The organism is Streptomyces sp. NPDC008150, assembly GCF_042956945.1.
Lineage (GTDB): Bacteria > Actinomycetota > Actinomycetes > Streptomycetales > Streptomycetaceae > Streptomyces.
In genome coordinates, this window is sequence record NZ_JBIBHJ010000003.1 from 53,070 (window position 1) to 77,674 (window position 24,605).

Annotated in this window: 22 protein-coding genes; 6 read left to right on the forward strand and 16 right to left on the reverse strand. The window is 72.2% G+C overall.

Annotated features, from left to right (window positions below):
• The first annotated feature begins 80 nt into the window (after window positions 1-80).
• Entirely contained in the window at window positions 81-920 is an 840-nt protein-coding gene (locus tag ACFZA0_RS09545; RefSeq protein ID WP_391013662.1) for a Scr1 family TA system antitoxin-like transcriptional regulator, read from the forward strand.
• Window positions 917-1,165 carry a DUF397 domain-containing protein gene (locus ACFZA0_RS09550; RefSeq protein WP_391013664.1) on the forward strand — a complete coding sequence of 83 codons (249 nt, stop codon included), beginning with the start codon at window positions 917-919 and terminating at the stop codon, window positions 1,163-1,165. The genes ACFZA0_RS09545 and ACFZA0_RS09550 overlap by 4 nt, the downstream gene beginning before the upstream one ends.
• A gap of 56 nt (window positions 1,166-1,221) precedes the next feature.
• Here the strand turns inward: ACFZA0_RS09550 and ACFZA0_RS09555 are convergent, their stop codons facing one another.
• Window positions 1,222-3,147 (reverse strand): Ig-like domain repeat protein, encoded by a 1,926-nt coding sequence (locus tag ACFZA0_RS09555; protein WP_391013666.1) that lies wholly within the window; start codon window positions 3,145-3,147, stop codon window positions 1,222-1,224.
• A 232-nt stretch (window positions 3,148-3,379) separates the two neighbouring features.
• On the reverse strand, window positions 3,380-5,479 hold the full coding sequence (locus ACFZA0_RS09560) for a hypothetical protein (RefSeq protein ID WP_391013668.1): 2,100 nt from the start codon (window positions 5,477-5,479) through the stop codon (window positions 3,380-3,382).
• A 404-nt stretch (window positions 5,480-5,883) separates the two neighbouring features.
• Between ACFZA0_RS09560 and ACFZA0_RS09565 the strand changes: the two genes are divergently transcribed.
• On the forward strand, window positions 5,884-6,414 hold the full coding sequence (locus ACFZA0_RS09565) for a hypothetical protein (RefSeq protein ID WP_391013670.1): 531 nt from the start codon (window positions 5,884-5,886) through the stop codon (window positions 6,412-6,414).
• A 15-nt stretch (window positions 6,415-6,429) separates the two neighbouring features.
• On the opposite strand, the gene ACFZA0_RS09570 is transcribed toward ACFZA0_RS09565, so the two are convergent.
• From ACFZA0_RS09570 to ACFZA0_RS09590, 5 genes are all read right to left on the reverse strand, one after another.
• Window positions 6,430-6,627, reverse strand: a complete 198-nt coding sequence (locus ACFZA0_RS09570) for a hypothetical protein (RefSeq protein ID WP_391013671.1) — start codon at window positions 6,625-6,627, stop codon at window positions 6,430-6,432.
• Between the two features lie 84 nt (window positions 6,628-6,711).
• Window positions 6,712-8,652 (reverse strand): hypothetical protein, encoded by a 1,941-nt coding sequence (locus ACFZA0_RS09575; protein ID WP_391013673.1) that lies wholly within the window; start codon window positions 8,650-8,652, stop codon window positions 6,712-6,714.
• Between the two features lie 116 nt (window positions 8,653-8,768).
• Window positions 8,769-9,104, reverse strand: coding sequence for a trypco2 family protein (locus ACFZA0_RS09580; protein WP_391013675.1), 336 nt, complete (start codon window positions 9,102-9,104; stop codon window positions 8,769-8,771).
• A gap of 173 nt (window positions 9,105-9,277) precedes the next feature.
• Window positions 9,278-11,092 carry a 5'-nucleotidase C-terminal domain-containing protein gene (locus ACFZA0_RS09585; RefSeq protein WP_391013677.1) on the reverse strand — a complete coding sequence of 605 codons (1,815 nt, stop codon included), beginning with the start codon at window positions 11,090-11,092 and terminating at the stop codon, window positions 9,278-9,280.
• 338 nt (window positions 11,093-11,430) lie between these two features.
• On the reverse strand, window positions 11,431-12,714 hold the full coding sequence (locus ACFZA0_RS09590; RefSeq protein ID WP_391013679.1) for an adenylosuccinate synthase: 1,284 nt from the start codon (window positions 12,712-12,714) through the stop codon (window positions 11,431-11,433).
• Window positions 12,715-12,910: 196 nt separating this feature from the next.
• On the opposite strand from ACFZA0_RS09590, the gene ACFZA0_RS09595 reads away from it, so the two are divergent.
• Window positions 12,911-13,825 (forward strand): diacylglycerol kinase family protein, encoded by a 915-nt coding sequence (locus ACFZA0_RS09595; protein WP_391013681.1) that lies wholly within the window; start codon window positions 12,911-12,913, stop codon window positions 13,823-13,825.
• A 423-nt stretch (window positions 13,826-14,248) separates the two neighbouring features.
• Entirely contained in the window at window positions 14,249-14,653 is a 405-nt protein-coding gene (locus ACFZA0_RS09600) for a hypothetical protein (protein ID WP_391013683.1), read from the forward strand.
• 30 nt (window positions 14,654-14,683) lie between these two features.
• Here the strand turns inward: ACFZA0_RS09600 and ACFZA0_RS09605 are convergent, their stop codons facing one another.
• The 4 genes from ACFZA0_RS09605 to ACFZA0_RS09620 form a co-directional block, all read right to left on the reverse strand.
• Window positions 14,684-15,904, reverse strand: a complete 1,221-nt coding sequence (locus ACFZA0_RS09605; protein WP_391013685.1) for a cytochrome P450 — start codon at window positions 15,902-15,904, stop codon at window positions 14,684-14,686.
• A 133-nt stretch (window positions 15,905-16,037) separates the two neighbouring features.
• The gene (locus ACFZA0_RS09610; protein WP_391013687.1) at window positions 16,038-16,970 is read right to left on the reverse strand and encodes an alpha/beta fold hydrolase; all 933 of its coding nucleotides are present in this window, start codon (window positions 16,968-16,970) and stop codon (window positions 16,038-16,040) included.
• A gap of 192 nt (window positions 16,971-17,162) precedes the next feature.
• Window positions 17,163-18,419, reverse strand: a complete 1,257-nt coding sequence (gene kynU / locus ACFZA0_RS09615; protein WP_391013689.1) for a kynureninase — start codon at window positions 18,417-18,419, stop codon at window positions 17,163-17,165.
• A 34-nt stretch (window positions 18,420-18,453) separates the two neighbouring features.
• Complete coding sequence (locus tag ACFZA0_RS09620; RefSeq protein WP_391013691.1) at window positions 18,454-19,311, reverse strand: tryptophan 2,3-dioxygenase family protein; 858 nt, start codon at window positions 19,309-19,311, stop codon at window positions 18,454-18,456.
• 219 nt (window positions 19,312-19,530) lie between these two features.
• Here ACFZA0_RS09620 and ACFZA0_RS09625 point away from each other — a divergent pair, with 219 nt between their 5' ends.
• Complete coding sequence (locus tag ACFZA0_RS09625) at window positions 19,531-19,701, forward strand: hypothetical protein (protein WP_391013693.1); 171 nt, start codon at window positions 19,531-19,533, stop codon at window positions 19,699-19,701.
• A 100-nt stretch (window positions 19,702-19,801) separates the two neighbouring features.
• Here the strand turns inward: ACFZA0_RS09625 and ACFZA0_RS09630 are convergent, their stop codons facing one another.
• From ACFZA0_RS09630 to ACFZA0_RS09650, 5 genes are all read right to left on the reverse strand, one after another.
• On the reverse strand, window positions 19,802-20,215 hold the full coding sequence (locus tag ACFZA0_RS09630) for a DUF3151 family protein (RefSeq protein ID WP_391013695.1): 414 nt from the start codon (window positions 20,213-20,215) through the stop codon (window positions 19,802-19,804).
• A gap of 49 nt (window positions 20,216-20,264) precedes the next feature.
• Window positions 20,265-21,815: a DHA2 family efflux MFS transporter permease subunit gene (locus ACFZA0_RS09635; protein ID WP_391013697.1), complete on the reverse strand. Its 1,551-nt coding sequence runs from the start codon at window positions 21,813-21,815 to the stop codon at window positions 20,265-20,267.
• 169 nt (window positions 21,816-21,984) lie between these two features.
• Window positions 21,985-23,016: a class II fructose-bisphosphate aldolase gene (gene fbaA, locus ACFZA0_RS09640; protein ID WP_391013699.1), complete on the reverse strand. Its 1,032-nt coding sequence runs from the start codon at window positions 23,014-23,016 to the stop codon at window positions 21,985-21,987.
• Between the two features lie 213 nt (window positions 23,017-23,229).
• Window positions 23,230-23,784, reverse strand: a complete 555-nt coding sequence (pyrE, locus tag ACFZA0_RS09645; RefSeq protein ID WP_391013701.1) for an orotate phosphoribosyltransferase — start codon at window positions 23,782-23,784, stop codon at window positions 23,230-23,232.
• Between the two features lie 9 nt (window positions 23,785-23,793).
• A complete protein-coding gene (locus tag ACFZA0_RS09650; protein WP_391013703.1) occupies window positions 23,794-24,591 on the reverse strand; it encodes an aldose 1-epimerase in 798 nt (265 codons plus the stop codon).
• Window positions 24,592-24,605 lie beyond the last annotated feature (14 nt).

Below are 24,605 nucleotides of genomic sequence, written 5' to 3' on the forward strand. Positions count from 1 at the left end.
GTCGACCGTGGGTGACGGTACGGCGGGCGGCGCCGGTCGTGCTGATCGGTTGAGTTCACTTGAGCCCGGGAGTGACCGCAATGGCGCGGACGACGAACAAGACGGAAGCGGGCGGCACCGCCCGCATGGTGGCCGCCCTCGCGAAGTCGCTCCGCGAGCAACTGGGTCTCTCCCAGGAGGAGTTGGGCAAGCTCATCGGCTACACGGCATTGGCGATCAGCGCGATGGAGACGTGCGCGCAGCCCGCGAGCGACCACATGCTCGTGATGTTGGAGAAGACGATCGGCGGCGGCTTGGGCGTCTTCGAGAAGGCCCGGGAGTTCATCCGCCTGGACCGGTATCCCCCGCAGTTCAAGGATTTCGTGCCGATGGAGGCGGCGGCGGTGACGTTGTCTTCGTACGAGACCGTCGTGATCGACGGCCTCTTCCAGACGGAGGACTACGCCCGCGCCCTCATCGGCGGTGGGTACCCGGCGTTGCCGAGCGAGCAGGTCGACGAGCTGGTTGACCTCAGAAGGAAGCGAAGGACGCTGTTCGACCGGCCCTCCCTCCCGCTCATCGAACTCATCCTGGACGAGTCCGTACTGCGCAGGCCCTTCGGAAGCTGGGAGATCCAGCGGAGCCAACTGCGTTCACTGGCGGAGGACGCCCGGCGGGACAACGTGAGCGTGCAGATCCTCCCGCTCGAACGCGGGCTGCGAGGTCAGCATGCGGGCGCGCAGGGAGGAATGAAGCTGGTGGAGACGCAGGAGCACCATCACGTCGTCTACATGGAGGTCGAGGACGAAAGCATCCTCGTCAGTGATCCGACGAAGGTCGCTCGGCTCTCCCACCGGTATGCAAAGATCCGCACGCAGACCCTGAGCCCTGATGATTCTGTGCGGCTCATCGAGCAGTTGGCGGAAGAGGTAGGGACATGAGCAGCGTCCGGCGGTGGATCAGGTCGAGCTACAGCGACTCCAGTGGCGGCAACTGCCTTGAGGCGGCGCACGACTGGCTCAGGTCGAGCTACAGCAACGACAGTGGTGGCAACTGCCTTGAAGCCGCCGCCGACCACCCCGTTGTCCACCTCCGCGACTCCAAGGCCCCCGACCGCGCCACGGTCACCGTGTCAGCGACAGCCTGGACCGCTTTCCTCAACCACTCTTTCAACCTGCTGAGTTGACGAGAGAGACGGGCCCACCGATCCGGCAGGCCCGCCCCGACTCACGCGTAATGGGCTCAGTTGGTGAAGTACAGGTACTTCCAGGAGCTGTACGTAGTCGAGTTGACCGTGTCGCCCGACGAACCGTTGATGTACGCCGCCCGCACCCGCGCGCGCAGACCGGACTCGCCCGGTGCGCCCAGGTTCACCGCGCACTTGCCCGACGTGCCCAGGGCGAAGTACTGCGAGCCCGACGAGTACCACTTGCCCTGGTAGTAGACCTGGACGTCGGTCCGCTGCTCGCGGCCCTTGTAGTAGGTCATCGTCGTGGTGGCGATCGGCGCGGTCTTCTTGTGGAACCAGTAGTACGACGTCGAGCCGATCTTCGCCGTCTTGTACTGCTTGGTGATCGCGACGGAGGCCTTCACCTTCGCGCCCGCCACCGACTTGACCGTACGGCCGGCGTAGCGGGAGTCGGCCGCGAAGACGGCGGTGACCGTGGTGTCCCGGGTCATGTCCACCTTGACCGAGATGTTCCCGGCGGAGTTGACCTTGCCGGTCTTCAGCAGCTTCTTGGGCTTGTCCGCGCCGAACGGGTCCGCGTAGAGGGCCACCGTGCGGTTCGTGTACGTCGTGCCGAGGTGCGCGGTGAAGGTCGCGTCGGTGCCGTACGTGTAGACGGCGCCGTTGTGGTTCAGCGTCATCGACGGGATCGTGCGCGGGATCGTCACCTTGTCGGAGGCGGAGACCGCAGCGTGTGCCGCGTCGCCCGCGTAGGTGACCTTGTAGGTGACGATGCCGCCCGACGGGGGCGTGTCCGTGAAGCTGAACGTGCCGTCCGACGTGACCGTGACGTCGGCCAACGCCTTGCCGCTCGGCGAGAGGAAGTCGGTGCGGGTGACCTTCACCTTGACGCCGGCGGGCAGCGCGACCGACGCGGACAGCTTGCCCGTGACGGTGAGCTTCTTGGCGCGGATGCCCTTGGTGGGGGCGTTCACGGTGAGGGTCGGGACGTTCTTGGTGGGGTCGGTGAGCGCCTTGACGACGTACTTGGTGCCGCTCGACACGAGGGCGAAGACCCGCGAGGAGTCCGGTGCCCAGGCGAGGTCGACCACTCCCGCGGTGTTGGTGAAGGTGCGCAGCGGCTTGACCGAACCCGCCTTGTAGACGGCCACCTTGGCGCCGTTGGCCTGGGCGACCAGCCCGTCCGCGGCGATGTCGGCCCGCTGCCCCGCCGGGTAGGTGGTGGACGCGCTGAACTTGCCGCCGGCGTACGAGTCGAGCTGCGCGCCGTTGACCATGACCTGGGTGCCGCCGGGCACGAGGTCGATGTCGCCGATGCCGCTGTTGAGGCTGTAGTCGCCCTGGTAGTAGGCGGTGAGGGCGGGGGCGGCGCCGGAGACGTCGAGGACGGCCATCGAGTCGGTGGAGACGCCGGTCTCGCCGACGGCGAGGACGCCGGGCTGCGAGGGGTCGGTGTCGAGGAGGCCCTGGCCCCAGATGCCGAGGTTGCCGGCGGGGAAGAGGCCGAGGGTCACCGGGTCGGTGCCGCTCGCGGGGTCGACGGCGGGGTCGAAGGAGCCGAGGTTGCCGCTCCACTGGTCGCCGTAGGTGAACCAGACCTTGCCGGCGGAGAACGCGATGTGGCGCGGGCCGGTGTCGGTGGCGACGGGGTAGTGGGCCTTGACGGCCAGGGTGGCCGCGTCGACGGCGACGATCTCGTTGAACGCGGCGCGCGCCGCGTACACGGTGGCGCCGTCGTCCGAGATGGTCACCCCGGTGACGCCCTCCAGGCTCACCGAGCCGATCAGGTTGCCGGCGTAGTCCGAGGCGACGATGCCCTTGTCCGCGTCGCCGACGAAGACCCGCTGGAGCGGGCCGTCGGGGGCGATGCCGCCGGGGCTGGTGACGGAGGCGGCGGTCGCCGCCGAGGCGGTGCCGGCGGCGGTGACACTCAGGGCCGCCGAACCGACGAGTACCGCGATCGCCGTCGCGGTCGACATGCTTCTGCGCGTGCGCACAGGCGTGGTTCCCCCCACGTGAAATCCCCGGCGCGGGCCGGGAGTTGCTGATGTAGGCGCCGCGCGGCACCCGGAACCACCGCCGACGGCGGTGACACGCGGGGCGCGGCTGCCTGCGCAGCGTATGCCATGCCTACGACAAGGGGGAAAGGGGATTCCCGCTGTTCGCCGTCGGCGCCGCCCGGACGGTGTTCCGTCCGGGCGGCGCCGCGCGTCACCGGGCCCGCGCCGTGCCGCGCTCGCGCCGCCGCTTCCGCCACACCACCGCGCCGGCCACCGCGGTGAGGAGCGCGGCCAGGGCCGCGACCCGGAGGGCCGGAGCGTCGACGACGGCCGCGTCGCGGGCACCCTCCGCGGCCGGGACGAGGTCCCGGCCGAACGCAGAGGCCGGGGAGGTGCTGCCGCCGAGCCAGGTGGTGTCGCCGCCCCGGGAGTCCGCCACCTGGGCGCGGGAGTTGGCGGCCGCGCCCGCGACACCCGGTGCCTCACGGGTGAACTGGGCCGCGGTGAGGTCGCGCGTGGGCGACCTGGAGAAGTCGACGCCTCCGACGGAGTACGTGTAGAGCCAGTTCCCCGACCGCCGCGTGAACGTGTAGTCGCCCTCCTTGAACGACTTCAAGTACCGCCGGTACGTGTCCTGTTCGGACCAGGAGGTGTCCTCGCGCAGCGGCCAGCGGGAGACGTCGCCGCTCCCGATGATGTCGTGGTAGGGCCCCGGCCGCACCGCGTCCTGGGAGGCGACCCACTGCGCGGCCACCCTGCTCGCGTAGACGCGCCGCAGATCCGCGTACTCCGGCGCGGTGTTGACCCGCTTCTCCACCACCGGGCGGATCATCGTGTCCATGAGCCGCTGGTCGTGCTCGCTCTGCTCCCGCGTCTTGTGGCACTGGGCGCCGGGGACGGTTCCCTCGTAGGGCACGGAGTTGACCTTCAGCGGGGCGTCGAGGATGTAGAGGCCGCCGTCCTGCTCGCGGACCCTGGCCGTCGACGGCACGATCCAGTTGCGGATCACCGGCATGCACGACGGTTCTCCGCCGGCGCGGGTGATGCCCTTCCAGAAGCGGGCACCCAGCGCGGTGCCGGGGTTCAGCGTTTTCGCGAAGTCGTGCTTCATGGCCAGGTCCGCCTCCAGCAGCACCCGCCCGGCGTCCGTCCGGGCGAACCCGCTGTCCATGATCCTGTCCGGCTCGGTGGGGTTGAGGTTCACCCAGAACGTGTCGGGGGTGAGCGCCAGCCAGGTGAAGAACGCGTCCGAGGCGAGGCGCGCCTTCGCCATGCCGCCCCAGGACGGGTTGGTGTCCTCGTCCGGGTTCCGGGCGGCCTTGAAGGAGTAGTCCAGCCCCTTGCCGTCCTTGGAGGCGCCCACGTAACTGAGCCGGAGATCCGTGAAGTCGACGCCCCCGGCACCACGCGAGCGGTCCGCCGCGTCGCCGAGCCGCCGCTGGTTCGCGCGCGCCTCCTCCTCGGTGTCGGCGGACCCGCGGATCAGGCTGACGCCGTCCCCGGTGGAGGGGGCCGCATGCGGATCGGGGCTGAAGAGCTGGAGGTCCTCCGGGGACGTGTGCTCGTTCACCGTGAACACCGGTACCGACGTGGACACATATCGGTGGACCCGGATACCGGCCGCGCGCAGCAGGGCGAGCGTCTTCCCGTCGGGCTCCTCGCCGAAGACGTACCGCACGTCCCAGCCCTGCTCGACCAGCTTGCGGTCCTCCTCCAACTGGTCCTTGCGGAGCTTCCCGTTGGACTTGACCTCGATCAGGATCCGCCGCCGCTGGTTGACGAAGTCGCCCCTGCGCCGCGTGCCGGGAACCCGCTGCTCGCAGTCCCACTCGGAGCCGCCGATGCCGAAGGCCCGCGCGACGCTCCTGTGGAAGGCGTCACCGCGTTCACGGCCGGCCTCGTTGCCGATGTACTGATTGACCAGCCAGGTACGGAAGCTGCCGGTCCAGGGGCTCTTGGCACTGGCCTGGTTGCGGTTCCACGCCGCGTAGGCCCGCTCCGGGGACTCCGCGGCAAGCCCCTTGGTGCTGGTGCCGTACTTCGCCACCAGCTCCGTCGCGGTCATGCCGGCGGGCAGGTCGATGCCCGAGACCGTGCGCTTGGGGTTCTGGTAGGTGTACGTGCGGCTCGCGTCGTCCGGCGATCCGTTCGGGTACTTGTCGGACCCGGGGAGATCGCCGACCGCCGGGTTCCTGTCGGGCGTGCCGAAGACCTCCGAGCACGGCCCGGAGACGGGTCCCGCCTCCGCCCCCGGCTGGAGCGCGGGCAGCCCGCCCGCGAGCAGTCCTGCGCCGAGCGCGACGACGACCACGCGCGTCGCGGTCCAGCGCCGCGCCCTCCCCCGCGGGACGCCCCGGCGCGGGGGGCCTGCGCACGAGGTGCCGTCGTGGGTACTCCCCCCGCGCGTACCGCCGTTGCGCGTCGTGCCGCTGCCCGCATCCGCCGCACCACTCGTCGCACCACTCATCGCGTGTGTCCCCCCGAAGGCCCCGAACTGCCCGTCACGCGGCGTCGCGGCCCCGTGGCGTGGCACTGCCGGGCCTCACCCTAGGTGCCGAAGTCGCCCTCACCTGGGTCGATTTGGGGCCGCATGGTCGCAATTGACCGGCGCGTGGGGCGGGATGACCGTCGCGCACGGTACCGGACGCGCCGGTGGCACCGGCGGTCCGGCCGTGTCGGCGCCGCCGGCCCCCGGCGCCTCCTACAGTGGCGCCCATGGCTCGGACGCACCCTGGACTCGCAACGTGGCTCGCCCGTCGGGAGGCCGACTTCCCGGCCTGGGCCGAGGCGACCGGGACACCGGGGACCTGGGACTTCTCCCCCGGCTCGCTCGACGCCCTGGAGGCGGCGGTCCGCGCGGAGTACGCCGGCACGAACGCCTTCGACGCCGCCCGGGACAGCACCTTCGTCCAGGTCGCCGGCTGGTACCTCGGGGAGGTCGCCCGGCGCGTCAACGGAGCCGCCTGGCACTGCGTCGCCGCCGACCCCGACGCACCCGCCGGGGCCCCGGGATCCTGCCAGAGCGTCTGGACCGGAACCCCGCGCGTCGCCCTGGGCCCCGGCGTGGAGACCCCCCGGGTCTTCCCGCTCTCCGCCCTGCGGGCCCTGCTCGTCGAACCTGACGACGAGGACGACGAGGACGAAGGGGGCGATGAGGACGGGGGCGCCGACGGCACCGGCGACGCCGAGGGGCCCGCGACGCAGTGGGGCGGACCGCTGCGCGACGCGCTGATCCTGGGGACGTAGAAGCGTGCCCCCGCGTCACCCCACCAGCGAGATCCCCGGCGGCCACAGCACGCCCGCCGCCAGCAGCAGCGAGGGGCCCAGGTGCACCGGGCACACCCGCAGCGGGGGCGCTCCGTGGCGGCTCACGTCGAAGCGGGCGGGGTCGGGACAGTCCACCCCGTTGCCCTCGCCGTAGGGACCCTGGCAGCGCATGTCACGGTCGTCCATGGTCATGCCCCGATTCGACCGCGGGGCGCCCGCCACCGCCCGCGGGGGGCGGCCGAACGGCGGGTGGGGCGCCGGGCGAAGGCGCGATCCTCAGAAGAGCCCTCTCCCGAGATCGGGTCCGCCGTGGTCCGGGTCGATCCTCTCCGGTCTCGGTGCCGGGTCCGGGGTCGGTGCCGGGGTCGGTGCCGGGTCCGGGGTCGGTCTCCGGCGCGAGAACTGTCTCAGGGGCGAGGCCTGTCTCAGGGGCGAGGCAAGCGCCTCGTCCGCCTCCCAGCGGTAGTCCCCGCCCGCTTCCAGGTCCCACTGGGCCCAGAAGTCCGCAGCAGACGGCGCCGTCTCGTAGTCGTGGACATATCTCCGGCCCACGGAGGCGTCGTCGCAGAGCAGGGCGTCGACCAGCCCCTCCTCGTGCTGCTGGGCATACGCGGTCTGCATCCCCCGGACAGCCTGGGGCAGGCGTCCGCGGTGGGCGCCGTCCTCGGCGGGGTAGAGCTGCGCGAGGCACTGGCTGATGCCGTGGAGGAACACCGCGTCCACCAGCGCGGGGTGCTCCAGGTCGAGGCCTGGGACCGCCTTCAGGTAGCGCTGGAGGGTGATGCGGATGTCGAGGACCGACTCGGTCGGGTCGTCGGCGGGGAAGAGCGCGGGGGCGGTCAGCAGCGCCCGGCACAGTTCGTCATCGAGCCACGGCAGGGCGGACTGGAGGGCGGCCGTGGCGTAGCGGTGCTCGTGGGCCAGCAGGAGACGGTACGCCTCCGTCGGGTCGTACGCCCATGGTCTGCGCCCTTGCAGGAGCAGGGCCAGGGCCCGGATCTGGGCGGCGACGACAGACGTCCCCTGCCCATCCGCAAGGTTGGGACATGCATCCTGAGCGGCGGGGGGAACGTCCGGACCGACAAGGCGGCGCAGGGGTTCCACGAGGTGGGGCACGAGTTCCGCAGCGGTCGCGGCGACTGCGTGCGCACCCACCTGGGACACGTTCTCCATGCCGCATCTCGGTGACCGTGCGATGCCGAGCAGGCGCGGCGCCGCCCCGTCGAGGTCACGGACGGCGGCCATCAGCCCGGTCCATTCCGCGTGTCTCGTCTCCATCTCGTCGACGACGAGCAGCGTCCGCCGTTCCAGTTGCGAGAGCAGTGCCCGCAGGGACGACGGCTCCCCGCCGCCCCCGGTGGGCGACGGCACGCGGGCGACAAATCCCGCGTTCCAACCGGCAGTTCGCAAATCGTGGACGAGTTCGTGCGCCGTCCGGGTCTTGCCGGAGGAAGGAGGACCGTGAAGCAGAGTGGCGGCGGCCCCGCCCTCTGCGTCCACGGCGGCCCGAAGCTCGTCCAATGTGTCCCGCGCGGGACCCAGCAGCGGCACCGTGCGCCGGGCTGGATCCAGCAGCCCCGCGGGAGTGGCGGCGGCGGGCGCGGGGCGGACGAGGAAGGCGTCCAGCAGCACCGGGGACGTGATGTCATTGCCACCGTCCTCCTGGACGAGTTCGGTCAGCGCCACACTGCGGAGCAGGCGCGCAGCAGGCATGATCGCCAACCGGGCGTCCTGACGTTCCAGTTGGAAGGCCATACCAACCAGCAACGAACGATCCTCGCTGTGCAGGGCGGTCCCCGACAGCCCCGCAGCCCGCCGGATGCCGTCGTGGAAGCGTGGTCCGCCGTCGTCGCGCTCCAGCATGAAGACCTGCTGCCACGGCTCGCGGACGACGTCGATGGCGCCGGTCACAGTGCGCGGTGCAGTGGCCCCTCGCTCCACCTCGAAGGCGGGGAAGCCGACGCCGGTCACCCGGTGCCGTCCGCCCGTCCGGTAGACACCCCACCGGACCGGGATGACGGGGTGACGGTCGACGCACTCGGCGGGCAGGCGCAGCAGCGCGACGTCCAGTCCGCGGTCCTCGCTCGCGGCTTTCGTGGCACGGGAGTTGAACACGACCTCGGCGATGTACCGGACCTCGAGGGCATCAGCGAGGATCACCCACGCCCACTCGGCCTGGTGTCCGTCCACCGTCAGGACATGGGCAACCGTCAGCACGAGGCTACGGGTGATCCGGTAGCCGGTGGCGTAAAACCCCGCGCTACCGACACGAGCCGGCCCGACCGCCGCAACTCGCGCTAAAGGATGCATAGTTGCCCCCCGGGACGTGTAGGTCAGCGGATGTAGTCCCCGGCCGGAGCGTCCGGCCCGAAGCGTTCACTGCCCTCACTGCGGATCTCCACGGACTGCGGCGTCCGCAGAACCACCGTGATCCGCTGAGTGTTGGCGGCGGCGCGCTCCCCGCGCCCCTCGGCCGTGACAACCCACGCCCGCATCCCGCCGCCCGCGGACGCGGTGTGCCGCAGCTCCACGGTGAGTTCGAGCGTGACCGTGTCCACGAGGAACCGCACGGAGCTGCTGCCCCCCTGGTCGGCGGCCCAGGCCAGCCCCTTCCGCACGGCCTCGATCGCCTGCCCCAGCTCCAGCCCGTCCAACTCGTCCGCAGTCAACGCGCCCCCGCCCGCTCGCCCCGTGTCACGGCACCCGCGCAACCAGACGGTGACAGCCCCCGCTTCAAGAGCACAAGACCGCCCCGGCGCGAGCCGGACAGCGCGCCGCCGCCCGCACCGCCTCGACGGCGGTGCGGGCGGCGGGAGTTGACCGGCAGGGCGCTCGCCCCGGTCTAGAAGACCGGCGTCGAGCCCTGCACCAGGCGCCAGTTCAGCGCGGCGAAGTCCGCCGGGTCCAGCGTGCCCGTCGTCGTCACGTAGTCGATCATGAGCTGGCGGATCTCGTTGGTGGAGCTGTACGCGATGTCGGCCGTCGCGATGTGCGGGTAGCCGGAGCCGCCGTTGGCGCGGTAGTTGTTCACCGCGACCACGAAGACCTGGTCGGCGGCGACCGCCGTGCCGTTGTAGCTGAGGTTCTTGATGCGCGAGCCCTCGGCCGCCGCGATGTCGATGTCGTACGAGACACCGGCCGCCGTGTCGTACATGTAGTCCCAGAAGCTGTTGGCGTTCGTGAGCGTGGCGGTGTCGACCGCCGTGCCGCTCGGCACCAGGGCGTAGTACTTCGCCGCGTACTCCAGGTAGTCCTTGAGCTGCGCGCCCGTGAGCTTCTTGCCGTACAGGGTGTTGTCGTAGATGTAGAGGCCGGCGATGTCGCGGATCGTGACGTCACCGGCGGGGATGTCGGCGGTGCGGCTGAACGGCGCGGCGACCGAGATCAGCGGCAGCGCGGCGTCCGCGGCAGACAGGCCGGCGGCGACCGTCTTCATCTGGACCTCGTGGATGAAGTCCATGATGGGCTCGTCCTTCCAGCACGCCTCCGCGCCGGACAGCTCCTCGGTGCAGGTGCCCACCGGGGTGTTGACGTACTTGACCACCAACTCGTGGTCCGCCTTGAGGAGTTTGGTGATCTCCTTGTCCTCCTCCAGCGCGTTCGGGTTCAGCGTCTGGGCGGCGACGTCGGTCACCTTCCACTGGCCCCGGACGAGTTCGAGTTCGAAGTCGAAGACGGTCAGGCGCATGCCGTAGCAGTAGGGCTCGGACAGCACGACGTCCTTGCCGGTCTCCTCGTTGGTGACCGTGTACGAGGACACCTCGACGTGGGTGTGGCCGACGAGGATCGCGTCGATGCCGGGCACCTGCTGCGCGACCAGGTTGGAGGCGTTCTCGATGTAGGGGAGCGAGTCGCCCCACGAGGAGGAGCCGTCCAGGCCGGAGTGGTCGGTGAGGAACACGACGTCGCAGCCCAGCGCGCGCAGCCGCGGCACGTACTTCTTGGCCTGCTCGACGAGCCCGGTGAACGCCAGCTTGCCCGCGACGTTGTCCTTGTCCCAGATCGCGATGCCCGGGTTGGTCAGGCCGAGGATGCCGACCTTGATGTCCGGGGCGCCGGGCACCTTGATGTACTTGACGGTGTAGGGCTCGAAGGCCGGCTTCAGCGTCTTCGCGTCGAGGGCGTTGGCGCCGAGCAGCGGGAAGTCGCAGCTCTTCTCGAACTTGCGCAGCAGCTCGATGCCGTAGTTGAACTCGTGGTTGCCGAGCGCCGCCGCGTCGTACTTCATGGCGTTCATCGCGATCGCCATCGGGTGCTTGGGGGCCTTGTGGCCCTCGCCGCCGGTGATCGGGTCGACGCGCGCGTAGTAGTACGCCAGCGAGGTGCCCTGGATGATGTCGCCCGCGTCGACGAGCAGGACGCGGTCCTTGCCCTTCGCCGCCCGCTGCTGCTTGATCAGCGTGGCGAGCCGGGCCACGCCGACCGAGTTGCCCTTGCTGTCCGTGTACTCGGCGTCGGTGTAGTAGTCCCAGTCGAAGACGTGGCTGTGCAGGTCGGTCGTGCCGAGGATGGAGAACGACCAGGTGCGGGGCTTGGGTTCGTGCTTGCCCGGCTTCTTCTTCGACGCGGCCTCCGCCGGCACGGCGGACAGCGCACCGGCGGCGGCGACCGCGGCACCGGTGACGGCCGACTTCTGCACGAAGTCACGGCGGTTCATGGGGTTCCGAGGACTGGCGGGCATCAAAGGGCTCCCGAAGAGGCTGCGGCGGCACGGGAGTTGGGTGGTCCGTGCCGATGACGGGGGGTGTTGCGGGTGACTACGGGGAACTACACGCGTAGAACACCGTGAACGTCGCCCATCGTCGGGCACCGGGGCCCCACCGACAACCCTCTGCCGCATCAAAGTTGAGCATGTTCACGTCTCGGAAGCGCGATGTGAACCTGTCGGACACACCGTCCGTCCGATACCGGAAAAAGCGGGCGCCGCCCGGCAGTTGCTGCCGGGCGGCGCCCGTGTCACCGCTGTGCGCCCGCTGTGCGGAGCGCTCCCGTCCGTCAGAGGAACGAGTTGATCTCGATCGTCTCGTCCCGGCCCGGACCCACGCCGATCGCGGAGATCGGGGCGCCGGACATCTCCTCCAGCGCCTTCACGTAGGCCTGCGCGTTCTTCGGGAGGTCGCCGAAGGTCTTCGCCTTCGTGATGTCCTCGCTCCAGCCCGGCAGGTACTCGTAGATGGGCTTCGCGTGGTGGAAGTCCGTCTGCGAGTAGGGCAGTTCCTCGACCCGCTCGCCGTCGATCTCGTACGCCACGCACACCGGGATCTGCTCCCAGCCGGTGAGGACGTCGAGCTTGGTGAGGAAGAAGTCGGTGAGACCGTTGACCCGGGTCGCGTAACGCGCGATCACCGCGTCGAACCAGCCGCAGCGCCGGTCGCGGCCGGTGGTGACACCGCGCTCCCCGCCGATGCGGCGCAGCGCCTCGCCGTCCTCGTCGAGCAGCTCGGTCGGGAAGGGTCCCGAACCGACGCGCGTCGTGTACGCCTTGAGGATGCCGATGACCCGGCCGATCCGCGTCGGACCCACGCCCGCACCCGTGCAGGCGCCGCCCGCGGTCGGGTTGCTGGAGGTCACGAAGGGATAGGTGCCGTGGTCGATGTCGAGCAGCGTGCCCTGGCCGCCCTCGAAGAGGACCACCTTGTCCTCGTCCAGCGCCTTGTTCAGCACCAGCACGGTGTCCGCGACGAACGGCCGCAGCTGCTCCGCGTAGCCCAGCAGCTCCTCCACGACCTGGTCGGCCGTGATGGCCCGCCGGTTGTAGAGCTTGGTGAGCATCTGGTTCTTGACCTCCAGAGCCGCCTCGACCTTCTGGTTGAGGATCGACTCGTCGTAGAGGTCCTGGACGCGGATGCCGACGCGGTTGATCTTGTCCGCGTACGTCGGGCCGATGCCGCGACCGGTGGTGCCGATCTTGCGCTTGCCGAGGAAGCGCTCCGTCACCTTGTCCACGGTGACGTTGTACGGCGTGATGATGTGGGCGTTGCCACTGAGCAGGAGCTTCGACGTGTCGACGCCCCGCTCGTTGAGTCCGCTCAGCTCGGAGAGCAGGACCGACGGGTCGACGACGACGCCGTTGCCGATGACCGGCGTACAGCCTGGGGACAGGATTCCGGAAGGGAGCAGGTGGAGGGCATACTTCTGGTCGCCCACGACCACCGTGTGGCCGGCGTTGTTACCGCCTTGGTAACGGACCACGTAGTCCACCGAACCACCGAGCAGGTCGGTGGCCTTTCCCTTGCCTTCGTCACCCCACTGAGCACCGAGCAGCACAAGTGCGGGCACGCGCGTACACCCCTTCCGGGCGGGGCATGTCCAAGGTCAGAGGCGTACGCGACGGTGGTTCCGCCACGTGCACCGGCGGCCCTCGTCGGCCGCGACCCGTCGGACCGGATGCCCCGGAATAGACGAAGCCCCTGGCGCAACAGCGCAAGGGGCTCTTGCACAGAGATGCTACCCGAGGAAGCGAGGCAGGACCGAGGTGGCGACTTCCGACCAGCTCCTCGTGGTCATCGACCCGGTCGCCCGGAGGACGGACGGCGAGTCCGTACGGATCGCGAAAGACGTGCTCGGAGCGGGTGCGGCCACCAAGGTGTGCCTGCCCGAGGAGCCCGCCGAATTCGCCCGCGCGGTGGAGCGCAGGGGGTCGCGGCGACTGGTCGTGGTGGGTGACGACCGCACCCTGCTGCGCACCGTCGCGCTCCTGCACCACCGCCGCGAGCTGGCCGGATGCGCCCTGGGCGTGGTCCCCGTCGGGGGCACGCTGGCGCTGGCCCGCTCGCTGGGGGTGCCCTGCGGCGCGGTGGCGGCGGCACGTGCGGTCCTGGACGGCGCCGAGCGCCGTCTGGACCTCCTGGTGGACGAGAGCGACGGGGTGGTCCTCGGCGCGCTGCGCATCCCGCCGCTGAACGGGGTGCCCGAGATCCTCCCGGGCGGACCGGCCGGACGGGGCGGACAGGGCGGCCCCGGCGGCCCGGCAGGCGCGCGGGGCGTGTGGGGCGCCGCGGCGGGCGGCCCCGGGAACCATCCGTGGCTGCGCACCTGCCAGACGCTGGTGCGCACCCTCGCCACGCGCCCGCCGCGCGTGACCGTGCCGCAGCACGGCGGCCCGGCGTCCGCCCGGCTGCGGGTCGAGGTCGACGGCCGCACCCTGGTCGACCTGGACCAGCCGGTGACCACGGTCTCCGTGACCCCGGGCCACGCGGGCGCCGCCGAGGTGGAGGTGCGCCCGGTCTCGCTGGACGGCGAGGTCAACACCCTGCGCGCGCTCGGCGGCCGCGTGACGGTCTCCGGCCCGGACTTCCGCTACCGGGCCGACGCCGTGGTCACCGGGCCGGTACGCACGCGGACGTGGACGGTCCGGGAAGGTGCCTGGGGGCTGACGCTGCCGCGGTGAGGGGCGCGCCCGGACCGACCCACGGACACCCGCGCCACCGCCACCCGCACCGGGGGCACCCGGACCGACCCACGGACACCCGCGCCACCGCCACCCAGACCGGGGCGCCCGGACCCGGCGCACGGTCCCCCGCGCCCCCGGCGGCACAGGTGTCCCACGGGTCGGCGTTCGGCCAACCACGGGACGGGTCGCCCGCGGCCGGTCCGGGACCGCAACGGCGCGGCGAGGTGGCGGTCCCTTCCGTCACCGGCCGGGCGGCGAGCCCCTCGCGGCTGGCCTGAAACCGTCAACTCCCTTGCCCCGTACGTTTCCTGACGGTGTCTCGGGTACCCGGCCCGCTCGCCGCCGACGGGAGTCGCCCGTCGGCCGGGACACCCGCCGCCTTCCGGTGCCGGGACACCCGCCACACCGTCCGGAGGACCCATGTACCGCTCACTCCTGCGCCGCGCCGCCCTCCCCCTCGCCGGTGCCGCCGCGCTCGTCGCGCTGCCCCTGACCACGGCGCACGCCGCCACCGCCCAGGCCGAGCCCTGCGTGCAGAAGATCGCCGTGGTCAACAACGCGGCGTTCGTGCTGTCCTGGTCGGCCGCCACCCGCACCGGCGAGCAGTCCGCGTCCACCGACGCCTACCCGGTCAACCAGACCCGCACGATCGACCTGAACACCACCGCGTTCCCCGAGGGCACCGACGTGCGCCCGCTCGTCCAGGCCGTCGCCGGCACCTCCGCGTACGGCAACTCGTACGTCTCCTACTGCGACAACGGACAGACCGCCACGTACACCGTCAGCGGGACCACGCTCGACTACACCGTCACGCTGCTGAACTGACCTGCTGTCCGCAGCAGTTGGACCACGGCGTCACATTTTCACCGGCAGACCCGCCAGGCCCCGGATGACGAAGTTGGGCTTGCGGTCCGGGTCCGCCGCCAGGGTGAGGCCGGGGGCCCGTTCCAGCAGGGCGGTCATCGACGCGGCCAGCTCGATACGGGCCAGCGGTGCGCCGATGCAGTAGTGGATGCCCGCCGAGAACGAGATGTGCGGGTTGTCCGCGCGGGCCAGGTCCAGTTCGCCCGGGGCCGCGAAGACCGCCGGGTCGTGGTTGGCCGAGCCGAAGAGCAGGGCGACCTCCGCGCCGCGCGGGACCACCGTGCCGTCGATCTCGATGTCGTCGAGGACCCAGCGTTCGAAGAGCTGGAGCGGGGTGTCGTAGCGCATCAGCTCCTCCACGGCCGTCGGGACCAGCGAGTGGTCCGCGCGCAGGGCCGCGAGCTGGGCGGGGTTGCGGAACAGCGCCCACCAGCCGTTGACGGTGGCGTTCACCGTGGCCTCGTGGCCCGCGTTCAGGAGCAGCACGCAGGTCGAGATCATCTCCTGCTCGGTGAGCCGGTCGCCCTCGTCGTGTGCCGCGATGAGCCCGGAGATCAGGTCGTCGCCGGGGTCGGCGCGGCGGGCCGCGATCAGTTCGCGCAGGTACGCGGAGAACTCGACCGACGCGCGCACCGCGCGCCCGGCGGTCTCCTCGGACGGGTTCAGCTCGTACATCCCGCAGATGTCCGCCGACCAGGGCCGCAGCGGGCCGCGGTCGGACTCGGGGATGCCGAGCATCTCCGCGATCACGGCGACGGGCAGCGGCTCGGCGACGTCGGCCAGCAGGTCGCCGCCGCCGTTCGCCACCAGGCGGTCCACCAGTTCGCCCGCGAGGTCGCGCACGTACGGCTGGAGACGTTCCACCGTGCGCGGCGTGAACGCCTTCGACACGAGCCGCCGGATGCGCGTGTGGTCCGGCGGCTCCAGGTCGAGCATGCCGTGGTCGTTGAGGGTGTGGAACGGCTCGTGCTCGGCGGGCGGCGCGGTGCGGCCGAAGTCCTCGTGCGTGAACCGGTGCTGGTAGGTGCGGCCGAGGCGGCGGTCGCGCAGCAGCGCGGAGACGTCGGCGTGGTGCGGGACGAGCCACTGGTCGGTGGGCGCGTAGTGCAACACCCGTCCCCGCTCGCGCAGTTCGGCGTAGGCGGGGTACGGGTCCGCCAGGAACGCCGGGTCCCAGGGGTCGAACGTCTGCGGAATCGTGGAATCGGCCATGCCCGACGCTAGCCCGCCCGCACCCCCTCCCACCAGGGGCCGAGGACGACGATCGCACCACACGGCCGGGCGCCGCACCCCACGGCACGGGCGGCAGGGCGCGGACGGTACGGCGCGGGCGGCCCGCCCGGCCTCACCAGGCGAGCTGGGCGATCTCCTCCGCCACCACCGCGCAGGCGTCCGCCGCCGGGTCGATCAGGGGGAAGTGGCCGACATCCTCCAGCAGGGTCAGCCCGACCACCTCGCCGGCCCGCGCCGCCGCGTCCGCGTACGCCTCGGCGACCGCCTCCGGCACGACCAGGTCGCAGCGGCCCTGCACGAGGGTGGTGGCGATGCCGGTCGGCAGCAGCAGGGCGGGGTCGGCATACGGCTGACGGGACGCGAACTCGTCGTCTCCGCCCAGCAGTTGGACCGTCGCTCCGGAGCACACGCCGAGCTTGCGGGCGACCTCGAAGTCCGCGACCGGCGCCAGGGCGACCACACCGCGCAGCCTCGGCGGGGCGTCGGTGCGCCAGGGCGCGTCGGCGGGCAGCAGGTGCCGGGCGGCGGCCCACAGCGCGAGGTGGCCGCCGGCCGAGTGACCGGTGAGGACGGTGCGGCGCGGGTCGGCCTGCGGCAGCTTCTCGCGCAGCAGCGCGGGCAGCGCGTCCAGAGCGGCGGCGACGTCGTCGAAGGTGTCGGGCCAACGCCCCGCCTCGGGGGTGCCGTCGGCCGCGTCGGGACCCGAACCGCCGCGCCGGTACTCGACGTTGGCGACCGCGTAACCACGCCGGGCCAGGTGCTCGGCGAACGGCGTGACGTGCCGGCGGTCGTAGCGGTGGCGCCAGGCACCGCCGTGCAGCAGCACGACGACGGCGGAGCCCGCACCGGGCAACGGCGCCTCGCCGCGCGGCGCGTAGAAGTCGATCACCTGGTCGGGGTGCTCGCCGTAGGCGGCGGTGGCGTCCGGGTCGACGGGCGGGTGCGAGAACGCCGACTCCTCCTCGGCGGCCGAGCGGGCCTCCGGGGTGCGGGCGGCGGGGTCCCGTCCCGCGTCTGCGTCGCGTGCTGCGGCGTGGTCCGGCATGCTCCAACCTCTCAGCGACGAAACGGATGTGGCGGCACCGGAGCGGTACCGGGGTTCGATCGGCCGCTGGCGGGGACGGTATCAGGCCGGTGACGTGCGCCGACACGCGGATGTGACGCACCGTGAGGAACCGCCGGTCGTGCCCGGACACCCGGGGGCGCCGGGCACGACCGCGGCGGTCCTACGGCCGGGTCACGCGGTGAGCGCGCCCGCGAGCACCCGGGCCGCCCGCTCCGCGTCCGCGAAGCCGACGTACAGCGGGGTGAACCCGAAGCGCAGCACGTCCGGTTGGCGGAAGTCGCCCACCACGCCCCGCTCGACCAGCAGCTTCATCACGGCGCCCGCGTCGATGCCGGGAGCGCACCGCAGCGCGACCTGGCTGCCGCGCTCCGCGTGGGCGGCCGGGGTCAGCGACTCCACGAGGCCCGGCGGCACGTACGCCCCGACGCACTCCAGGAAGAAGTCCGTCAGCGCGAGGGACTTGGCCCGCACCGCGTCGACCGACACCCCGTCCCAGACCTCAAGTGCCGCCTCCAGGGCGAGCATCGAGAGGATGTCGGGGGTGCCGACCCGCCCGCGCGGAGCGCCCTCGGCCGGTTCGAAGTCGCCGCGCATCCCGAACGGCTCGGCGTGCGAGTTCCAGCCCGGCAGCGGGGAGTCGAACCGGTCCTGGTGGTCGCCGCGCACGTAGAGGAACGCGGGTGAACCCGGGCCGCCGTTGAGGAACTTGTACGTGCAGCCGACCGCGAGGTCGACGCCGTGCTCGTCGAGGCCGACCGGCAGCGCGCCCGCGCTGTGGCACAGGTCCCACACCACGAGCGCGCCCGCCGCGTGCACGGCGGCCGTCAGCGCCGGCAGGTCGTGCAGCCGGCCGGTGCGGTAGTCGACGTGGTTGAGCAGCACGGCGGCGGTGCGCTTGCCCACGACCTGCGGCACGTCGGCGGGGGGCGCGGGCCGCAGCGTGCAGCCGGTCATCCGCGCCACGGACGCGGCGATGTACCCGTCGGAGGGGAAGGTCGACGCGTCGACGACGATCTCGTCCCGCACGGGGTGCGCGGTGGCGCCGTCGGCGGGGGTGCCGCCGTCCTCGCCCCGCGCGATGCGGACCGCCGCGACCAGCGCCTTGAACACGTTCACGCTGGTGGAGTCGCCGACCACGATCCGGCCCGGCGCCGCCCCGACGAGCGGGGCGATGCGGTCGCCGATCCGCTCGGGCGCGGTCCACCAGCCGCTCTCCTCCCAGGAGCGGATGCGCAGTTCGCCCCACTGGCGCCGCACGACGTCCTCGACGCGCCCCGGCACGTGCGCGGCGAGCGCGCCCAGCGAGTTGCCGTCCAGGTAGACCGCGTCGTCGAGCGTGAACAGCCCGCGCAGCGGCGCCAGTTCGTCGGCGGCGTCGAGCTTCTCGGCCCGCCGCACGTACTCGGCACTCCCGTTGGTCCCGCTCAAACCGGTCCCGCTCAACCCACTGACCTCGCTTCGCTCAGACATAGGACCGTGCCGTCCACAGCTCGGGGAAGACGTTCTTCTGCGTGCGCTTCTCCAGCCACGCGACACCGGCGGAACCGCCCGTGCCGGTCTTCGAGCCCATCGCCCGCCGCGTGGCGACGAGGTGGTCGTTGCGCCAGCGCCACACGAGTTCGGCGACGTCCGTCAACGCCTCGCCGAGACGGGCGAGTTCGTCGCTCTCGTCCCCGGCGTAGAGGGCGGTCCACACCGCCTCCACCTCGGGCGACGGCACGTACTTCTGCGACACGTCGCGCGTCAGCACCGACTGCGGCACGGCGTGACCGCGCCGGGCGAGCAGGGCGAGCACCTCGTCGTAGAGGCTGGGCTCGTGCAGGGCCTTCTCCAGCTCCGCGTGGACACGCGGGGTGCTGCGGTGCGGCACCAGCATCGAGGCGGACTTCTCGCCGAGCAGGAACTCCATGCGGCGGTACATGGCCGACTGGAAGCCGGAGCCCTCGCCGAGGGCGGAGCGGTACGCGTTGAACTGCGCCGGGGTGAGCTGTGCCAGCGGACGCCACGAGGCGTTCAGCGCCTCCAGTTCCCGCACCGAGCGCTTGAGGGCGGCGGTGGCCGTCGGTACGTCGTCCGCGCGGACCGCGCGTGCGGCGGTCTCCCACTCGTGGACGATGACGGTGAACCACAGCTCCATCACCTGGGTCGTGACCAGGAAGACCATCTCGCCGGGATCGTCGGAGAGGGTGTGCTGGAGGTGGGTGAGCACGTCCGCCTTGACGTAGTCCTCGTACGGCGTCGTGCCCTCGAAGTCGAGATACGGCGTCTCGGGCCCCTGCGCCGCCGGTTCACGGCGCGATTCCTGAGCCTGGTGGGACATCGCTGTCTCCTGATGTGCATCCGGGTAGCGGTCCGCCCCTGCCGAATTCCGGCACGGGGGCCCCGGTCCCCGCGGGCAATCCTCACCAATGGTCGCCCAAAACGGCAAGGTCCGCCTCGTCACACCCGCGGGCCGCACCCGCCCCGGTCCTGTCACAGCCCTGATACGACCGTGCACACGACAACCCCGACCCGCCGGACGGCCCCTAGGGTCCCGTGCATGACTCTCTACGACGTGCACCTGCTGGCCCTCGGGAGACGCCGGACCCACCACCACTACGGCGGCGGCTCGGGCGGCGGCAGCGTCACGACCGCCGTGATCGTCCTGGTGGTCGTGCTCGTGATCGCGGGCATCGTCTGGGCCGTGAAGCACTCGGCGTCGGGCGACTGACGGGGCCGGTGCGGCGCCCGGCGGGACGACCGCGCCGGCCGGGGTACGGCCCTCGTCGGGGCGGTACCGCCGGCCGGCGCACGTCTCCCGGGCCGCCGGGTCAGCCCAGCGTCGTCGCCGCTTCCTCCGACGAGTCCTTCAGGAACTGCGTGCAGCGCTCGTACTCCGCCGTCTCGCCGATCGAACCGGCCGCGCGGGCCAGGGCGTGCAGCGCGCGGAGGAAGCCGCGGTTGGGCTCGTGGCTCCACGGGACCGGGCCGTGGCCCTTCCAGCCGGCGCGGCGCAGCGAGTCGAGGCCGCGGTGGTAGCCCGTACGGGCGTAGGCGTACGACTCGACGACCGAGCCCCGCTCGAAGGCCTCGTCGGCGAGACGGGCCCACGCGAGGGAGGAGGTCGGGTACTTGGCGGCGACGTCGGCCGGCTCCGCACCTCCCGCGAGCAGCTCGCGCGGCTCGGGGTCGTCGGGCAGGTGGGTCGGGGGCGGCCCCCCGAGAAGGTTCTCGTGAATCGTCATGCCCCCAGTCTGCCCCCTCGCGCCCACCGCCCGGCCGGGCCGCCCCGGGTCAGGCGGACTCCCCCGCCGCGCCGCCCGCCACACGCCGGTGCCGCACCGCCTCCAGCGGCGGCGCCGTCACACCGCCGTGCGTGCGGCACTCCGGACGCCGGCAGCCCGGCGGCGGGCGCCGCACCGTCGCGAACGCCACCACCGCGCCGGCCACCAGCACCGCCGCGCACATCGGCATCGCCCGCCGGAACGCCGAGTCGAACGCCGCCGCCGAGCGGTACGCCTCCGGCCCCATCCCCGCCAGCAGCGGCAGCGCCGCCACCGCGATCAGGCCGGCCGCCCGCGCCGCCGCGTTGTTGATGCCGCTCGCCAGGCCCGCCCGCCCCGCGTCGACGGACGCCAGCACGGTCGCCGTCAGCGGGGCGACCAGCGTGACCATGCCCAGGCCCTGCACCAGCAGCGCGGGCAGCACGTCGGCGACGTACGACGCGTCCTCGCCGACCCGCAGCATCAGCAGCATCCCGGTCGCGCACAGCAGCGGGCCCACCGTCAGCGGGATGCGCGGGCCGATCCGGTCGGCGAGTTCGCCGGAGCGGGCCGACAGCAGCAGCATCAGCGCGGTCGTCGGCAGCATCGCGGCACCCGCGCCGAGCGCCGAGTAGCCCGCGACGACCTGGAGCTGGAGCGCGGCCAGGAAGAAGAAGCCGCCGAACGCCGCGTACACGCACAGCGTCACCAGGTTCACCGCGGTGAACTGCCGCGAGCGGAAGATCGCCGGCGGCATCATCGCGTCGGGCCGCCGCTTCTCGACGACCACGAACGCGACCCCGGCCGCCACACCGGCCGCCGCGCACACCCACACCGCGGGCGACCCGCTCCGCGCCTCGATCAGCGCGTACGTGACCAGGGCGAGCGCCAGCGCCCCCAGTACGGCGCCCAGCACGTCGAAGCGCCGCTTCCCCTCCCGCGCGGGGGCGCCCGCGACGTACTCGTCGCCCCGCGACTCCGGGACGTGCCGCAGCGCGACCGGCACGCACAGCAGGGCCAGCGGGACGTTCAGCAGGAACACCCAGCGCCAGCCCGGCCCGTCCACCAGCCAGCCGCCGAGGAACGGTCCGACCGCCGCCCCGATGCCGCCGAACCCGGACCACAGGCCGACCGCGCGCCCCCGGTCGTCGGGGTGGAACGACGCCTGGATCAGCGCGAGCGAACCGGGCGTCAGCAGCGCGCCGCCGACGCCCTGCAACGCCCGCGCCGCGATCAGCACCTCGGCCGACGGCGCCAGGCCGCACAGCGCGGACGCGACGGCGAACCACACCACGCCCACGACGAACACCCGGCGCCGCCCGAAGTGGTCGCCCAGCGAACCGCCGAGCAGGATCAGCCCGGCCAGCGTCACCATGTACGCGTTGACGGTCCACTGGAGGGCGGCGAGGCCCGCGTCCAGGTCCCGGCCGATGTGCGGGAGCGCGACGTTCACCACCGTCGAGTCCAGCATCGCCATGCTGGAGCCGAGCACGGTGGTGAGCAGGATCCACCGACCGGCGCGGGCGCCGATCCGGACGGTCCCTGCGGGGTTGTTCTCGGGCACGGGCACGGAAACGGCCATGCAGGGATCATGCCGTGCGGACCCGCGCCGGGCCATAGCTGCGCGGCCACCCGGCGGGCCGGAAGGGGTGCGTCCGTACGGCGAAGGCCCGGCATCCCCGTCGGGGGGACGCCGGGCCTCCGTACGGACCGGACCGCGGTCGGCGGTGTCAACCGCCGTGCCGGGAGCGCTACTTCAGGCGGGTGCCCGCAGAGCGCAGGTGGTTGCATGCCTCGGTGACACGCTTGGCCATGCCGCCCTCGGCGGCCTTGCCCCAGGTGCGCGGGTCGTAGGTCTTCTTGGAGCCGACCTCGCCGTCGACCTTCAGGACGCCGTCGTAGTTGCGGAACATGTGGTCGACGACCGGCCGGGTGAAGGCGTACTGCGTGTCGGTGTCGAGGTTCATCTTGACGACGCCGTTCTCCAGCGCGGTCGCGATCTCCTGCTCGCTGGAGCCGGACCCGCCGTGGAAGACGAAGTCGAACGGCTGGCTGCCGGCCGGCTTGCCGTACTTCGCGGCGATGCCGTCGTTCAGCTCCTTGAGCAGGTCGGGGCGCAGGACGACGTTGCCCGGCTTGTAGACGCCGTGCACGTTGCCGAAGGACGCGGCCAGCAGGTAGCGGCCCTTCTCGCCCAGGCCGAGCGCCTCGACGGTGCGGACCGCGTCGTCGACGGTGGTGTAGAGGGAGTCGTTGATCTCGTGCGAGACACCGTCCTCCTCGCCGCCGGTCGGGGTGATCTCTACCTCAAGGATGATCTTCGCGGCGGCGGCGCGGGCCAGCAGCTCCTGCGCGATCTCCAGGTTGTCGGCGAGGGTCTCCGCCGAGCCGTCCCACATGTGCGACTGGAACAGCGGGTTCTCGCCGCGCGCCACGCGCTCCTCGGACACCGCGATCAGCGGACGCACGTACGCGTCGAGCTTGTCCTTGGGGCAGTGGTCGGTGTGCAGGGCCACCGTGATGTCGTACTTCTTCGCGACGACGTGGGCGAACTCCGCCAGCGCGACCGCACCGGTGACCATGTCCTTGTTGTACTGGCCGCCCAGGAACTCGGCGCCACCCGTGGAGATCTGGACGATGCCGTCGCTCTCGGCCTCCGCGAAACCGCGCAGGGCCGCGTGCAGCGTCTGGGAGGAGGTCACGTTGATGGCCGGGTAGGCGAACTTGCCTGCCTTCGCCCGGTCGAGCATCTCGTTGTAGACCTCGGGGGTTGCGATGGGCATCTGTCCGCTCCTTGTTGTGCGGGTTGACGTTGTCCTTACGGCCCTGACCAAGGGAATGACGTCATCGTCGGCCCCATCTTTCCAGACGCGACCCGTCGGCCCCGCCGTGGCGTCCACGGGCTGGACGCCACGGGCGCGGCGGTTCGGCGGACGACCCGGCGGCCGGCTCGTGCGCGGGCCCGGCCGGGGCCGCGCACCAGCCGCGAACGGGCCTCAGTCCAGGCCGAGTTCGTCCTTGGAGTACGCGTACAGGTAGGGCACGCCCGCGCCCTGTTCGATCTTCTCGGCGGCACCCGTCGCGCGGTCCACGATGGTGGCCACCGCGACGACCTCGGCGCCCGCCTCGCGCACGGCCTCGACCGCGGTGAGCGGCGAGCCGCCGGTGGTGGAGGTGTCCTCGACGACCAGGACCCGGCGGCCCTTGATCTCCGGGCCCTCGACGCGGCGCTGGAGCCCGTGCGCCTTCGCGGCCTTGCGGACGACGAACGCGTCGAGCCGCCGCCCGCGCGCGGCGGCCGCGTGCAGCAGCGACGCGGCGACCGGGTCGGCACCCATGGTCAGGCCGCCGACCGCGTCGAAGTCGAGGCCGTCGGTCAGGTCCAGCAGCACCTGGCCGACGAGCGGGGCCGCCTCGCCGTCGAGGGTGACGCGGCGCAGGTCGACGTAGTAGTCGGCCTCCAGCCCCGAGGAGAGGGTCACCCTGCCGTGCACCACGGCCTTGTCCTTGATCTGCCGCAGCAGCTCGCCACGCACGTCGTCCTTCGTCATACGCCCAGCTTAGAGCGCCCCGAGCGTGCGCCACGTCCACGTGGTCGTGGCCTCCAGCGGCTCCACCGGGGTGACCAGGCGGGGCAGCGTGTTGAGACCGTCCGGCGGGCCGGTCTGCGGCTCGACGCACACGGCGGCCTCCTGCTCGTCGTAGACGACGACCCACTCCTCGCGGCTGGCCACCTTCAGTTCGAGCTGTCCGGGCCAGGTCAGCGTGACGTCCACACCGCCGGGCATCCCGAAGCAGTCGTCCCACGGGCCGGGCGCCGGGGCGATCCGGTTGCCGGTGGGCAGGTGGTCGGGCCCGCGCTCCTCCTGCCACTCGGGCGCGAAGTCCACCCGGACGTCCTCGCCGCCGAGGTTGCGGTGGAACCACGGGTGCCAGCCGACCTGCGCCGGGAACGACGACTCGTACGTCTCCACGGCGAGCGACAGCGTCAGGGACCGCGGGGTCAGCGCGATCCGGTGGGTGACCCGGCCGCTGTAGGGCCACGGCTCCACCAGGTCGTACGTGATGACCGCGCCGTCCTCGGTGGTGCGGGCGGTCTTCCACACGCCGTCCCGGGCGGTGCCGTGGATGGCGTTCGGGGGCGCGTTGAGCGGCATCTGCCGGACGGTGCCGCCGTCGCGGAACCGGCCGTCGCGGATGCGCCCGCACCACGGGACCATCGGGAAGCAGCCGAAGCGCTCGCCCTGGCGCAGCAGTTCCACGCCGCCGATGCGCAGCCCCCCGATGCGGCCGCCGTTGCCCGGCTGGACCGTTGCCTCCGCGTCGCCCGCGGTCAGCGTGATCTCTTCGTTGCTCACGGCACGACCCTAAC